The following is a 13,751-nucleotide window of genomic DNA, read 5'->3' on the forward strand; positions in this document are numbered from 1 at the left end:
CCGCGTCACAGGGGCGGGTGGGGCAGCTTCAGATTTATAGACGCGCAGGCAGGTTCTCAACGCGGATAACGCGGCGGCGTTTCAACTTCGCTTGTTTTAATCGAACCAGCCGTGCCGCTTGAACCAGAGCACCGGCAGGATGCCGCTGGCGATGATCGCGGCCCAGGCCAAGGGATAGCCGAAGGTCCAGCTCAGCTCCGGCATCTCCTTGAAATTCATGCCCCAGACCCCGACCAGGATGGTCGGGGGAACGCCGACCACCGACACGATGGTCAGGATCTTGAACAGGTCGTTCTGCTGGATGTTGATGAAGCCGAGCACGGCGTCCAGCAGCAGCTGGATCTTGTCCGACAGCCGGGTCTCGTAGTCGCCGAGCGAGGCGACGTCCTTGGTGACAGCCTCGAGCCGGCGCTTCGATGCCGACGTGATCCATTCATTGCCGACGTCATCGGCGAAGCTCGCGACCCGGCCGACGCCGAGCAGCACGTCGCGCGCCTTCGCCAGGCGATCGGCGAGCTCGCCGATGTTCTCCAGCGCCTCGCGCAACCTGCGGCTGGAGCGCACCGGACGCTTGCTCCGCACCAGGCCGCCCTTGAAGACGCCCCGCGACAGCCTGTCGGTCTTGGCGCCGAGATGCTCCAGCACGTCGGCGCCGCGATCGATCATGGCCTCGAGCAGCGCGGTGAACACGCACATGCCGTTCTGCAGGCTCTTGTCGGTGCCGATCCGCTTCATGACGTCGTCGAACGTGGTCAGCTGCGCGAACCGCACTGTGACCAGCACCTTTGGGCCGATCACGAAGCCGATATTGGTGATCTCGGCTTCATTGTTGTCGTCGAGTCGCACCGCCGGCGAGCTCAGATAGAGCCGGTCATGATCGGTGATTAGTCGGCTCGACGCCTCGATCTCGCTCAACGATCGCTCGGACGGGACGCGGATGTCGAGTGCGCGCTCGACGAACTGCTTTTCGTCCTCCGTGGGATCGAGCAGATCGATCCAGATGACCTCGGGCGGCACTTCGGCGCCGATGCTCCGCCAATCGGAGGTCGCCGACCTGTACAGCTGCAGCAATGATCGGGCTCCATGCATGGTGGGTGGTGCGTCCCACGACAATCCCGAGGGCCGCAGGGCCGTTCCCTGTATTTGGAAGCCTGCCGGCACTCACTTCAGTCGATGAGAGGTTCCGCCGAGCTTTCGAAGCCGGCGCAGGTCGCTTGCGGCCTCCGAGAGCAACCAATCGCGAAACGTCACGATCTTCGGCAGGTTTGCGGTCGCCTTCGGGCAGAGGATCCAGTAGGTCTTCGACAATGGCAGCGACTGCGGAAACGGCCGCGCCAGATGGCCGTTGATGAGGTCCCACGCCGCCAGCGTGGTGCGCGCGAGCGCAATGCCTTGCCCATTGATGGCGGCATCAATCACCATGCTGGCGCGATTGAGGACCGGGCCATGCGTGGCGGCAGCATCGTCAAGTCCCGCTTCCTCAAGCCAGTTCTTCCAGTCGGCGCGACTGTCCATATGGATCAGCGGAAATTTCAGGATGTCAGCGGGGTTGCTCAGGCGTCGCTTGCCGGACAATAGCTTTGGGCTGCACACCGCAAATAGCCGCTCCGGGCTCAGCCGCACCGCGTCAAGCCCCGGCCAGTTGCCGTCGCCATGGCGCACCGCGAGATCCACTTCCTCTCGCGCGAAGTCGACGTGGTGCAGCGTGGCGGAGACGCGCAGGTCGATGCCGCTATGCGCCTCAACAAAGTGGCCGAGCCGGTGCACCAGCCATTTCGCGGCAAAGTCCGGTGACGTCGATACGGTCAGCACGCCGGTATTCTGCCGCTGCAATAGCCGCTCGGTGCCGATGGCGATGCGGTCGAGCGCGTCGCGCACGACCGCGAGATAATCGCGCCCGGCCTCGGTGATGATCAGGCGCTGGCGCTCGCGGTTGAAGAGCTTTATTGCGAGCTCCGCTTCCAGTGCTTTCACCTGATGGCTGACGGCACCCTGCGTGACACAAAGCTCTTCGGCCGCGCGCGTAAAACTCTCGTGGCGCGCGGCGGCCTCGAAGGCCTTCAGGGCATTGAGTGGCGGCAGGCGTGGGCGCATCGCACGACTTCATGAGAAAAATTAGGGCAGGCACGAGAAACGATGCTTTGCGGGAAACCGCCCCGCACGATTATTGAACAGCTCCAGTGAAGCATTTCAAGCAATTTGGAGCCTGTCGTGTCCGTCCTTTTTACCGATACTCGGTCGATCCCGCCGATGCCCGCCGCCGACCCGGCCACACCACTTCATCAATTCAGCTCAGGAACGCCGCCAGGCGCTCCGCGCCCCGGATGGTGGAGCTTGCTTGACCGGCCGTTTCAGCGCATGGCGCTACGCGCGATCGCCGACGACCCGCATCTGCTTCGCGATCTCGGCCTGACGCGCGAGCAGGCGCTGCGCGAGGCCTCCAAGCCGTTCTGGCGCTGAAACCAAATCAGAAAGGAGAAAACGGATGTCCGATCCGATCGTCTACGGTTTCCCACGCAGCAGCTTTGTCAACATCGTCCGCTTGATCCTGACGCACAAGGACGTAGCTTACCAATTCCACGACCTCGAACCGTTCATGGGCAAGCCCGATCACTTGGCGCTGCACCCGTTCAACCGTGTTCCAATTCTGAAACACGGCGATCTCACCGTCTACGAGACGAGTGCGATTGCCGCCTATGTCGACGAAGCCTTTGACGGCGTGTCGCTGACGCCGAAAGACATCAAGGCGCGGGCGCGTATGAACCAGTGGATCAGCGCTGTTAACAACTATTACTACCCCTACATGATCTATCACGTGGCGCATGAGCGTCTGGTTTTCCCGGAGCTCGGCATTGCCCCCGACGAGAAGGTCGTGGCACATGCGCTGCCCAAGGTCGAGACCGGGCTTGCGGTGGCCGAGCGCCAGCTTGCGCACGGCAAGGATTTTTTGCTTGGGGGCGAGCTCTCGATTGCGGATTTCTATCTGCTGCCGAGCACGTTCGCCTTCAGCCTCACCGCCGAAGGGCAGTCGATGTATCCGAAATTCCCGGCATTCTGCCGCTGGCGGGAACGCATGGACAATCTGCCCGCAACGCAAAAGGTTCGCGCCGCCGTGCAGCGGGTGCCGATCGAACACGCGCGCGAATGGGCTACTTCGCACCGGCCGAAATATTGACTGTCACTGTTCGCGTGCAGAGCGCCCGGTTCCGACCACCACGTGCGGCCAGAAGCCCGTTTGTTTCCGAACAAAGGCGATGACGGAGCGTTAGTGCAGAGCAAGAGGAAGGGACAACACCATGAAGAATTCTATATCGGTTGCGTTCATCTCCGCGGTCGCAATGACCTTCGCATTCGCCGGAAGCGATGCAAAAGCACAGTCCACGCCTGTCCAACAGGCCCAGCCGCCTCAGCAGTCGGAGCAAACCCGCGAGCAGGATCGCAGTCGCGCCGAGGACGTTAAGATCGGGCGTGACTGGAAGGCTCAAGGCGGCGCGAGGGACCACGCCGGCCAGGCAATACCAGACGACGGCCATCAGACTGTCGGTCGAGACTGGCGAGCCCATCCAGAGAACCGGGACCGCCAGTAGCTATCGAGACGGAATTGGCGAGGCTTGGTGCGCGGCGTGACCTTCGAAGAAGGAAAGCGGAAAGCCGATAGTCAATCCCGCACGTATCTCGTTTACCGGATGGCCACCGGTGAGCGCGTGCCGGACCGCGATGTCGAAGCTGAGGTCGTCGCGCACACGATAGATCAGCCCGACCAACCCCGAGAACGTATCCTCTTTCCCAAACTCGTTCTCGTAGAATATCTCGGCGACGGGGCGCACCGTCCAGGTCATCGGTCCTTCGACAATAGCACCCACGAACACGTCGCCATGATGGTCGCGGGTGATGACAGTCTCGGCATTCAAGTGAATGGTGCCCCAATCCCAGCGCTGCGAGACAATGCCGGCCAAGCTTACGCCAACGCCCGAATTGCCGGTACTGTCAGGAAGAAGGACGCCAAATTCGGTCGCAATGCTCGGACCGGCCTTGTCCTGCAGGCTACCGGGTACGACCACGTGCTTGAGAAACGCTCCGGCTGCAGTCAGGCTGGTCGGTCCGGGCGGAGAGAGCGACGTTTGTCCCTGGCCTTCGAACACGGCTTCCCAACTCTCGCTCAGACCGTAGTTGAGAACCCAGGCCGGCGCGATCAGGCTTGTTCCGCTCTCATCACGCAAACGTCCGGCCGGCTGCAGCTCGACCTCCATCTCCCCCTCCTTGGCAACGGCGGCATCTGTGCCATCGAAGGGGCGATAGGCCGAGGCGGGGTCAGACCAGGCGATCAGTCCAAGAGCGACCATGAAGCGAGGCGCAAGGCATCTCGAACAGCTGCGAAAGCCCCGGCTGCGTTTCCCCATGCGCCGTCTCCCCACAAAGTCGATCTCAAGGCATTGGCTTGAACACCCAGATTGCCGCCGGTCCGGCAGCCCCCGCGCGGACCGCAACAAACAGACGGTCCAGCTCCGGCACAAAGAGCGATGTTCGTGCGCCCGTCGCCGTCGGCAGGCGCGCGATCAGTCGATAGGCCGCTCCATCAATCTCAAACACATCGACGTATCCACCGCCGCAGCTCACATAAATGCGTCCGCGCTTTGCATCTACAAAGAGGTCGTCGGCATCGCCGCAAGTGCCGGTGGCTGCAATCGCCTTGCCGTCGGTCGAAAAGGCTGCAAGCTCGGCTGGGCTGCGATACACCAGGAGAACGCGACTTCGTTCGTGATCGATGGCCATCGCGAAATTGCCGCCCTTGTCCAGCGGCCAGCTGGCGAGTTGTTTCCCGGAAGCAACGTCCACCACCGCGACGGTTCGCGCGTCAGGCAGATTGACAAAGATGCGCCCACTGTCGGGCTGAAGCTGGAAGCTTTCCGGATGTGCCTTAAGGAGCAGGCTCCGAACCTTTGTCCGGGTGGATGGGTCGACGACTGCCAGGCCACCATCGCCATAGCCGACGATGACGCGCTTGGCCGCCGCGTCGACCCGGATATTGTCGGCGTCGCTGCCGAGTTCGATTCGCCCGGTCGCCTTGTACTCGCCGGCTTCGTATAGCTGCACCGATCCGTCGCGGGCGTTGGCGACGTAGAGGGTGTCGGTCGACGGCTCATAGCCGACGCCTTGGGGTTCGCTCAATCCGGTAAGGGTTCGAAGCAAACTGCGCGCAGCCAGATCGACGACGCCGACGCTGTCATTGCCGAGCTCGGCCACGAACAGTCGCTGCCGCTTCAGGTCGACCGCCAGGTGATCAATCCGACCGCGGATATCGCCGAGCAGGATCTTCGTTTCGAGCTGAAGGGGCGTCTTGTCTCCTGCCGGTTCAGTTGCCGCTGCCAGCGTCGGAATAAGGGCGTCGATGCGCCGGACGATCTGATCCCGGGCCGACCCATAATCATCGATACCCAAGGGAATGCCGGACCAGTAGGTCACGTCGGCCCGTCTGCGCCGGTCGGCGGGGAGCTGATCGAACGCCACCACCTGGTCTGCCGCGGCCATGTCGTCGATGGTCAGCTGTTGCGGCGTGTTGGCCGCCTCCAGACCGTCGAGTGCAAGGCCATCCTGCACCCTGACCGGCACCGACCGATAAAGGTCGATGCCGCGTGAGACCGCCCTGAACCGCAATCCGCGCTCCTGGGCAGCCTTGTTGAAATAGGCCGCCGCCATCTGGCTGTTCACCACGCCGTGCAGGCAGACAAAGACAACGATCTTGCCATCGTCCGCCGGCGCCGGCCGAGCCGATGTCAGCGCGATCGCAAGCACCGTGGCGGCAATGCGCAGCATCACGTGGGCACTCCTGAGCAGCGTGCGCATCGTCAGCATCTCACTTCAGCCCGGTTAGCACACACGCGCCGGTTGCAAGGGCGCCCTGTCATTTCTTGCAGGCTTTCTTGCACATCTGATACTCGGACTTGCAGGTCGGCCCGGCATAGTTCTTCATGCACGCCTTTTGCTGATCAGCGCAGACCTGACAGCTGGTCTGGCCGATCGCAGCGTCCATGCCCACAAGAACTCCGACGACAACCATGGACATGACCGTGAGGCTTCGCATCGTTGATCCCTCCGAGACCAGTGTCAGCCTTTTGTCGTAGCCGTCTTATCGAGCGCGGCACGCAAGCCCTTGGCGAGCTTGACGGCGTCGTCATTGGCCCAGAAATGCATGAAGAACAGGCGCGGCTGTTCGTTCAGCATGTGGCTGTGCAGCGCGGTGACGTCGATGCCGTGCGTCCGCAGCGCCATGATGACGGGGTTGACCTCGTCATTTGTCAGCACGAAATCGCCGGTGATCGCCGCCTTGCCGCCGCCGGTCGGCAGGAAGTTGATGCCGATGGCGACGCCCATCGGGCCAACCGGGCTTAACGCCATGCCCTGTTCGGTGATCGGATCGCGGCGGGGCACGTTGAACTGATAGACGCCGCCATTGTCCTGGCCCTTGACGCCGATGATCTGATCGAGCTGCGCAGTATCGAGATCGATGGCCGGCGGCGCGGCGGCCGGCGCCGCAGCCGTGAGCGGCGTCTTGCTTTCGGCGAGGCCATCCCGGATCGCGGCGGCGATCTTGACCGGGTCGCCGTGGCCGGCGACGTGCATGTAGAACGTGGCCGGGCTCGCGCCGAGCAAATGGTTGTGCACGGCCGTGATCTGCAGGCCGTTTCCGATCATCTTCAGCATCACAGGGTTGATCTCGGATTCGAGCAGCACCAGGTCGCCCATCGCCATGACGCCGTCGTGCATGGGCTTGAAGGCGACCCAGCCGCCGAGCGCCAGCGCCGGCTTGATGGTGACGCCGTCGAGCGTCACCGCAAGATCGCTCCGCGGAAAGCCGTAGCGATGCACGTCACCGGTGACGGCGGGTTTTCTGCCCAGCGTGTCGTCGACCTTCTGCCAGTCGATCGCCTGCGCATGTGCCGACGAGACGAACGGCTCGGCGAATACCTGCCAGTCGATCTTTTGCGCGCTCCCGCCGGTGGCGAAGAGGCAGGCACCGACGCCGATCAGCGCCGAAATCGTATGTCGCATTGGATTGCTCCCTTGAACCTCTTTCGATGCTTCGGATCGTGGCTCTATTGCTTCGAGAGCCCGACAATGGTGCGGAACCCGGCGATGTTCTGCACCGCGATTTCGACGGGATCGCCGAAGCGGACGGCATTGAAGATCAGGCCGTCCTGGACCTTGAACGGTTCGGTCCGGTCCGGAGATAACCGGATGAGCAGCGTGTCGTTGCGTTCATCGACGCGATCGACGACGCCGCGCAGCGTCTCGCTCGCTTGCGGGTGGACCATCGCCGCTTGCATTGTAACGGCCGCGTCCTGCCGCTCATCGAGGGCGGCCGGCGCTGCCAGGGTTGCGCCCGGCCCCAGCACTGCCATGCACAGGGCCACAATTGCTCTCATCATGATTATCACTCCATCGATCGGTTGACGGCTTTCGCGCGCGCGGGAGCTCAGTCCCGCTCCTTGACCTGGCCGCTGCTGTCGATCACGAGCCGCACCGGCTTGCCGTTCTTCATCGCCTTCGCCGTCGTGCCTTCGGCCGTCGACTTGACCTCGCTGATCTCGGCGTAGCCGGCGGCGCGAAGTTTTGCGACGAGTTCGTCCTGCGTCAGGGCATGGGCCGGCATGACCGCGCCCGCGATCGTCAGGGCGAGAATCAAACGGGAGAGTCGTCGTGTCTGCATGGTTGTTCTCCTGGTTGTGTTGTGCTGCCCCAGGTTCTCAAGCTGCCCGCCGCTCCGCTCAGATGATGCCGACAAGGCGCAGCAGTACGCCCGTGATGCAGGAGGCGGCGAGGACGCTGAGCATCCCCGCATTGAAGCGGAAGATCGCGATCGCGGCGGCGATCGACAGCGCCAGCGCCGGCCAGTCGACGCTAGCAGGCACCGGCGCGTCGAACGACAGGCCTAGCCCGTGCACCGGGAATGTTTGCCGAAACAGCGTGTGCAGCGCGAACCAGATCGACAGATTGAGGATCACGCCGACCACGGCGGCGGTGATCGCCGAAAGCGCGCCCGCCAGCGCCTTGTTGCCGCGCAGCGCCTCGATGTAGGGCGCCCCGACGAAGATCCACAGGAAGCACGGCGTGAACGTCACCCAGGTCGCGAGCAAGCCGCCGAGGGTGGCGGCCAACATCGGCGACAGCCCGCTTGCCTCGCGGAACGCGGCCATGAAGCCCACGAACTGCACCACCATGATCAGCGGTCCTGGCGTAGTCTCGGCCATGCCGAGCCCGTCCAGCATCTCGCGCGGGCTGACCCAGTGATAATAATCGGCGGCCTGTTGCGCGACATAGGCGAGCACGGCGTAGGCGCCGCCGAACGTCACCATCGCCATCTTGCTGAAGAAGATCGCGATCTGGGTGAACACGTCGCTGGGTCCCAGGGCAATGAGCAGGGCGAACACCGGCACCAGCCAGAGCGCGAGCCAGATGGAGCCGACCCGCAAGGTGCGCGATGCGTTGGGGCGGACATGATCCGGCACCGCTTCACCGAGCATGCTGTCGATCACGGCGGAATTCTTGCCGCCATGCTCGATCGCCGCAAATTCGCTCCGGCCGAGGCGTGCGCCGACCAGCCCTGTGACGGCGGCCATTCCGACGATCAGCGGAAACGGCACGGCGAAGAAGAAGATCGCGACAAAGGCAATCGCCGCGAGAGCGATCATCACCCGGTTGCGCAGCGCACGCTTGCCGACCCGCACCACGGCCTGGATGACGATGGCGAGCACCGCGGCCTTCAGGCCGAAGAAGAGCGCCTCGACAAACCCGACATTGCCATACGCCGCGTAGATATAGCTGAGGCCCATGATGGCGAAGATGCCGGGCAGGATGAACAACCCGCCCGCCACGATGCCGCCGAGCGTCCGATGCAGCAGCCAGCCGATATAGGTCGCCAGCTGCTGCGCCTCCGGCCCCGGCAGCAGCATGCAGTAATTGAGGGCGTGCAGGAAACGCCCCTCCGATATCCAGTTCTTCTCCTCGACCAGGATGCGATGCATCACCGCGATCTGGCCGGCCGGTCCGCCAAAGCTCAGGATGGCGACGCGTATCCAGACCAGCAGCGCCTCGTTGAAGGAGATGCCGTGCGCGGGCTCATGCCCGCGCGCCTTCGCTGTCGTTGCGACGTCGGTCATGGCTTGACCTTGCTCGTCGGCCAGTTGTGCGTCTCCTTGGTCGCGTCGCGGCACCATCGGTAGAAGGCGTCGTAGAGCAGCAGCCCGGCGCTCAACTGTTCGAGGTCGTCGTCGAACATGCGCGACAGGCCGAGCGAGGCGGCGAGCAGCCCGGGCGCCTCCGGCGAAAGCTCGAGCCGCGCGGTATCGGCCGCCCGCACCATCGTCGCGAGCCGCTCCAGCGCCGGCGTCGCGAGGCCGAATTCCTTGACCATCACGTCGAAGGTGCAGAGCTCACCGCGATGGCTCCAGAACACGTTCTCGATGTCGAACGGCGTGGCGTCGAACCGTTCGGCGACCGCCTCGACCTCCGCCGATGTGACGAACAGGAACACGGCCGCGGGATCGACGAAGCGGCGGATCAGCCATGGACAGGCGATGCGGTCGATCTTCGGCCGCGATCGCGTCACCCAGACGGTGCGGCCCCGCCCGTCGCGTTTCGGAATCTTGTCGGCGGGAACGGTCGGTAGCTCCGCTTCCCGCCAGCCGAGGTGGCCGCCCTCGAGAATCTCGGCCGCGATGTTGCTGCAGCGCAGCCATGCGGCGGTGCCCTCGGAAAGCTTCTGTCCCTTCTGGCAGACCACGACCACGGACTGCCCGGTGAAACGGGAAGCCCAGTCCTGGACGTCGAGATGGGAATAGCGGACCGCGCCCGGAATCAGGCGCGGATCGGCAGCGAAATCTTCATCGAGACGAACGTCGACGAGCGTCGGCGCCTTCGCCGTACCGATGAGACGGGACAATTTTTCTGATGAGATCGATGTGTATGACGACATGGTGCGCCCTTGGTGACAGGACGCGATTCTTGGGCATGTCGCCTCGCGGGGAGATCGCACATCCCCGTAGCCACATCAAAAACCCTGATCTCCGGGCTGTCAACCTGACTTTGCCAAATCCCGCAGCAATCGCCGATCGACAGTCACGAAAACTTCATCGCGCATCATGGAACGAACGTCCGTGGGCTCCGTCCGATGGACCGCATCTCCATCTCTGGCGAGTTGCGAATAGGAACATACAATTCGCTACCGAGTTGCGCGGTGGCAGGGACCAACTCAGGTAGATGCCGACACCGCGAACGTGTCGCGCTCCCGCCTGCATTCATTGGAGCAATGCCGATTGATGGACAGTCATTATTGGCATGCGACGCCTGTTGCTCTTGTCGTTATGCTGCTCATCACAACAACCGGCGGCGCTCTCGCCCACGATCACCAGCACCCCGACTTGAATGGTTGGTACGAGGGCCTGCATAGCAGCAAGGGTCCCTGCTGCGATGGCACGGATGCGCAGCACATCGACGACGTCGACTGGGAAACCAGGAACGGCCATTATCGGGTGCGCATCGATGGCGAGTGGGTTGACGTTCCGAACGAAGCCGTCGTGCCCGGGCCGAACCTATCCGGCCGACCCATCGTGTGGCCCTATTACATAGACGGTCATCCGAAGGCGCGCTGCTTCATGCCTGGCAGCATGGGCTGACGCCCGCCGCTGACATCCCGCCGCCATGTCTCGATGCGCGCGCCGGCTGGCCGACAGCATGGTTGACCAATATAGGGTACCCCCCTATATTACAATCATGTCGCATACCATCAAGCACAAGTCCAAGCTCGTCGGCCGGGTTCGCCGCATCAAGGGCCAGCTGGAGGCCGTCGAGCGCGCACTGGAGTCCGAGATTGGTTGTGCCGACGTGCTGATGCTGGTGGCCTCGGTTCGCGGTGCCATCAACGGGCTGACTGCGGAATTGCTCGAGGATCACATCCGCCACCATGTCGTGGATCCTGCCCGGGAAAAGGATCCCGAGAAGGCGCAGGGCGCCGCCGACCTGATCGACGTCGTTCGTACCTATTTGAAGTGAGTGTCATGACCGACCTGTCTCAGCTGCTCCAGCAGAGCAGCGCGCATGCGTGGCTGTTCGTACCCAGCGCGATCCTGCTCGGCGCACTGCACGGGCTCGAGCCCGGCCACTCCAAGACGATAATGGCGGCCTTCATCATCGCGATCCGCGGCACGGTGGTGCAGGCGGTGCTGCTCGGCCTGGCGGCGACGATCTCGCACACCGCCATCGTCTGGCTGGTCGCACTCGCGGGGCTTCATTTCGGCCAGCAATGGTCCGGAGAACGCAGCGAAGCCTGGCTGCAACTGGCGTCGGCGGTGATCATCATCGCGATCGCGGCCTGGATGGCCTGGCGCACCTGGCGCGAGCAGACTGCCGAACACGATCACCACCATCATCACGACGAAACGCGCCAGCTGGTCCTGGCCGGACAATTGCTGTCGCTCGAGGTCTTCGAGGACGGCGTGCCGCCGCGCTGGCGGTTGCGCAGCGAGGCTGGAGCGCTGCCGGCGGCCGGCGACGTTGATGTCGTGACGATCCGTCCCGACGGCAGCGAGCAACGCTTTCGCTTCGCCGACAGGGGTGGTTATCTGGAAAGCATCGACGAAATTCCGGAGCCGCATGCCTTCAAGGCGCGCGTCTCAGTCCGCGCGGACGTGGCGGAAATCCTGTTCGAGGAGCATGACCATGCGCATATGGATCTCGGCGACGAGGACGACGCGCATGCGCGCGCGCACGCCGCCGACATCCGCAAGCGCTTTGCCGGACGCACCGTCACGACATGGCAGATCATCCTGTTCGGCCTGACCGGCGGGCTGATTCCGTGTCCGGCGGCGATCACCGTGTTGCTGCTCTGTCTCCAGCTCAAGCAGTTCAGCCTCGGCTTCGTGCTGGTGCTTTGTTTCGGCATCGGGCTTGCGCTTACCATGGTCTCCGCCGGCGTTGCGGCCGCGCTGAGCCTGCGTCATGTCGAGCGTCATTGGGCCGGTTTCAGCCGCTTTGCCCATCGCGCCCCCTACGTGTCGGCCGCGCTGATCGTGCTCGTCGGCCTCTACACGGGCTGGCTCGGGCTGCACGGGATCACGGCCTGATCCGGGATCGCGGCCTGATCCGCTTCGTCCCACTTCCATCTTGAAACCTGCGCGCGGTGGTCTAGATTTGCCTCAAGGGGACAAGGCAGACTCCCCGTGAGACCTCGGTCCAAGCTCTGCGCGACATTCACCGTCGTGGAGCTTTCACATGGATACCGAACCACACACACGTCTTCGTTCCGAAAATCGTCGTTGCAAAATCGCCATCCTGTCGCGCGGCGACGCCGCGTCGCGCCAGGAGGCGACGGCGCAGAACAGCCGTTTCGTCCGCGTCTTCGAAGCGCTTGCCGCTTCGGGCATCGAGGCCGTTCCCGTCGTCTATGACGAGACATTCGCCGATGCCGTCCGCGACCAATTGCTGACGATGGACGGCGTTCTGGTCTGGGTCGATCCGATCCATCAGGGCAAGACGCGCGCCGCCCTCGATCCGCTGCTGCGCGAGGTCGCGGCGGAGCGACCGTGGGTCAGCGCGCATCCCGACGTTATCCTCAAGATGGGCGTCAAGGACGTGCTGTACCGGACGCGACACCTGGGCTGGGGCGCCGACACCCATCGATACGCCACGGTCGATGCGTTCTGCGCCGAATTTCCCGCGCGCTTGCGCGCGGGTGGTCCGCGCGTGCTCAAGCAGAACCGCGGCAATGGCGGGCAGGGGGTCTGGAAGGTGGAAGCCGTGGCGAAGACCGACGCGACGATTCGCGTGCTGCATGCGCTGCGCGCCAGCCAGCCGGAGGAGATGCCGCTGGCCGACTTCATGGCGCGCTGCGAGCCGTATTTCGGCTGGGGCGGCTGCATCATCGATCAGGCATTCCAGCCGCGTCTGCCCGAGGGCATGATCCGTTGCTATGTCAGCGGAGCGAAGGTCGCGGGCTTCGGGCACCAATTGATCAAGGCCCTGATCCCGCCGCCCCCGCAAGGCCCGGATTCTCCGGAAGCCCAACCCGGACCGCGCATCATGCATGGCCCCGATGCGCCACAATTCCAGGCGCTGCGAAGCTTGATGGAGGACGAATGGATCCCGCAGTTGATGGCGGCGCTCACGATCGATGAAGCGTCGCTGCCGGTGATCTGGGATGCCGATTTCCTCTACGGCCCACGCGATGCTGATGGCGCCGACACCTACGTGCTCTGCGAGATCAACGCGAGCTCGTGTTTCGCGATTCCCGACGAAGCGCCGGCGGCGATCGCGCAGACGGTCAGGGATCGCATCGGTCGGAATATGGCGAGCGTGAGGTGAGCACGCCCTGCAGGCTTCCTCTTTCTACCCATTGCTCGGGGCCCATGGGTGCGATCGGCACCCGGCCTTCCCCGCGCCCTCTGAGGGCGGAACGAAAGACCAAGCTCGGACAAATCATGTCGCGAGAACGCGGAAGTGTGTCACAGACGACGCCACATATTCGGTGTCGTCCCTGCGAAGGCTGAGACCCATAACCACCGATGGTCATTGTTGAGCAGTGCTGCAACGACGAGTCCCCTCCGCCACAACCGCCGCGGAGTATGGGTCCCCTGAGTTCACAAACGAAGTGCAACACTTCCTTGAGGAGGTGTTGCCATGGGGCGGACTTACAAGCAGCTCTCTCTGGACGACCGATGCGAGATTGCCTGCCTATCGGCCAATGGCAGCTCGGTCCG

The 13,751-nt window shown here is 63.7% G+C and carries 16 protein-coding genes; 6 read left to right on the forward strand and 10 right to left on the reverse strand.

Annotated elements, in window-relative coordinates; all coding sequences use genetic code 11:
- Nucleotides 1-96 precede the first annotated feature (96 nt).
- Complete coding sequence (locus tag I6F38_RS41775) at nucleotides 97-1,071, reverse strand: magnesium transporter CorA family protein (protein WP_225164489.1); 975 nt, start codon at nucleotides 1,069-1,071, stop codon at nucleotides 97-99.
- A gap of 90 nt (nucleotides 1,072-1,161) precedes the next feature.
- Entirely contained in the window at nucleotides 1,162-2,094 is a 933-nt protein-coding gene (locus tag I6F38_RS41780) for a transcriptional regulator GcvA (protein WP_225164490.1), read from the reverse strand.
- Nucleotides 2,095-2,334: 240 nt separating this feature from the next.
- Between I6F38_RS41780 and I6F38_RS44155 the strand changes: the two genes are divergently transcribed.
- A complete protein-coding gene (locus I6F38_RS44155; protein WP_256558579.1) occupies nucleotides 2,335-2,460 on the forward strand; it encodes a hypothetical protein in 126 nt (41 codons plus the stop codon).
- A 25-nt stretch (nucleotides 2,461-2,485) separates the two neighbouring features.
- Entirely contained in the window at nucleotides 2,486-3,175 is a 690-nt protein-coding gene (locus I6F38_RS41785) for a glutathione S-transferase family protein (RefSeq protein ID WP_225164491.1), read from the forward strand.
- 412 nt (nucleotides 3,176-3,587) lie between these two features.
- Here I6F38_RS41785 and I6F38_RS41790 read toward each other — a convergent pair whose 3' ends face one another.
- The 8 genes from I6F38_RS41790 to I6F38_RS41825 form a co-directional block, all read right to left on the reverse strand.
- Nucleotides 3,588-4,250, reverse strand: coding sequence for a hypothetical protein (locus tag I6F38_RS41790; protein ID WP_225164492.1), 663 nt, complete (start codon nucleotides 4,248-4,250; stop codon nucleotides 3,588-3,590).
- Between the two features lie 175 nt (nucleotides 4,251-4,425).
- The gene (locus tag I6F38_RS41795) at nucleotides 4,426-5,844 is read right to left on the reverse strand and encodes a hypothetical protein (RefSeq protein ID WP_225164493.1); all 1,419 of its coding nucleotides are present in this window, start codon (nucleotides 5,842-5,844) and stop codon (nucleotides 4,426-4,428) included.
- A 58-nt stretch (nucleotides 5,845-5,902) separates the two neighbouring features.
- Nucleotides 5,903-6,082: a hypothetical protein gene (locus I6F38_RS41800; protein WP_016847070.1), complete on the reverse strand. Its 180-nt coding sequence runs from the start codon at nucleotides 6,080-6,082 to the stop codon at nucleotides 5,903-5,905.
- A gap of 23 nt (nucleotides 6,083-6,105) precedes the next feature.
- Nucleotides 6,106-7,050, reverse strand: coding sequence for a DUF1259 domain-containing protein (locus I6F38_RS41805; protein ID WP_225164494.1), 945 nt, complete (start codon nucleotides 7,048-7,050; stop codon nucleotides 6,106-6,108).
- 44 nt (nucleotides 7,051-7,094) lie between these two features.
- On the reverse strand, nucleotides 7,095-7,400 hold the full coding sequence (locus I6F38_RS41810) for a hypothetical protein (RefSeq protein ID WP_057016094.1): 306 nt from the start codon (nucleotides 7,398-7,400) through the stop codon (nucleotides 7,095-7,097).
- A gap of 74 nt (nucleotides 7,401-7,474) precedes the next feature.
- A complete protein-coding gene (locus tag I6F38_RS41815) occupies nucleotides 7,475-7,708 on the reverse strand; it encodes a hypothetical protein (protein WP_225164495.1) in 234 nt (77 codons plus the stop codon).
- Nucleotides 7,709-7,766: 58 nt separating this feature from the next.
- Entirely contained in the window at nucleotides 7,767-9,158 is a 1,392-nt protein-coding gene (chrA, locus tag I6F38_RS41820) for a chromate efflux transporter (RefSeq protein WP_225164496.1), read from the reverse strand.
- Nucleotides 9,155-9,973, reverse strand: coding sequence for a sulfurtransferase/chromate resistance protein (locus I6F38_RS41825; protein ID WP_225164497.1), 819 nt, complete (start codon nucleotides 9,971-9,973; stop codon nucleotides 9,155-9,157). Before I6F38_RS41825 ends, chrA begins: the two co-directional genes overlap by 4 nt.
- A 343-nt stretch (nucleotides 9,974-10,316) precedes the next feature.
- On the opposite strand from I6F38_RS41825, the gene I6F38_RS41830 reads away from it, so the two are divergent.
- The 4 genes from I6F38_RS41830 (at nucleotide 10,317) to I6F38_RS41845 (ending at nucleotide 13,356) form a co-directional block, all read left to right on the forward strand.
- Nucleotides 10,317-10,673 carry a hypothetical protein gene (locus I6F38_RS41830; protein ID WP_225164498.1) on the forward strand — a complete coding sequence of 119 codons (357 nt, stop codon included), beginning with the start codon at nucleotides 10,317-10,319 and terminating at the stop codon, nucleotides 10,671-10,673.
- A gap of 97 nt (nucleotides 10,674-10,770) precedes the next feature.
- Nucleotides 10,771-11,049: a metal/formaldehyde-sensitive transcriptional repressor gene (locus I6F38_RS41835; RefSeq protein ID WP_016847064.1), complete on the forward strand. Its 279-nt coding sequence runs from the start codon at nucleotides 10,771-10,773 to the stop codon at nucleotides 11,047-11,049.
- Nucleotides 11,050-11,054: 5 nt separating this feature from the next.
- Entirely contained in the window at nucleotides 11,055-12,119 is a 1,065-nt protein-coding gene (locus I6F38_RS41840) for a nickel/cobalt efflux transporter (RefSeq protein WP_225164499.1), read from the forward strand.
- 148 nt (nucleotides 12,120-12,267) lie between these two features.
- Nucleotides 12,268-13,356, forward strand: coding sequence for a Cj0069 family protein (locus tag I6F38_RS41845; protein ID WP_225164500.1), 1,089 nt, complete (start codon nucleotides 12,268-12,270; stop codon nucleotides 13,354-13,356).
- Nucleotides 13,357-13,751 lie beyond the last annotated feature (395 nt).

It is taken from the genome of Bradyrhizobium sp. BRP56 (assembly GCF_020194035.1).
Classification (GTDB): domain Bacteria; phylum Pseudomonadota; class Alphaproteobacteria; order Rhizobiales; family Xanthobacteraceae; genus Bradyrhizobium; species Bradyrhizobium australafricanum.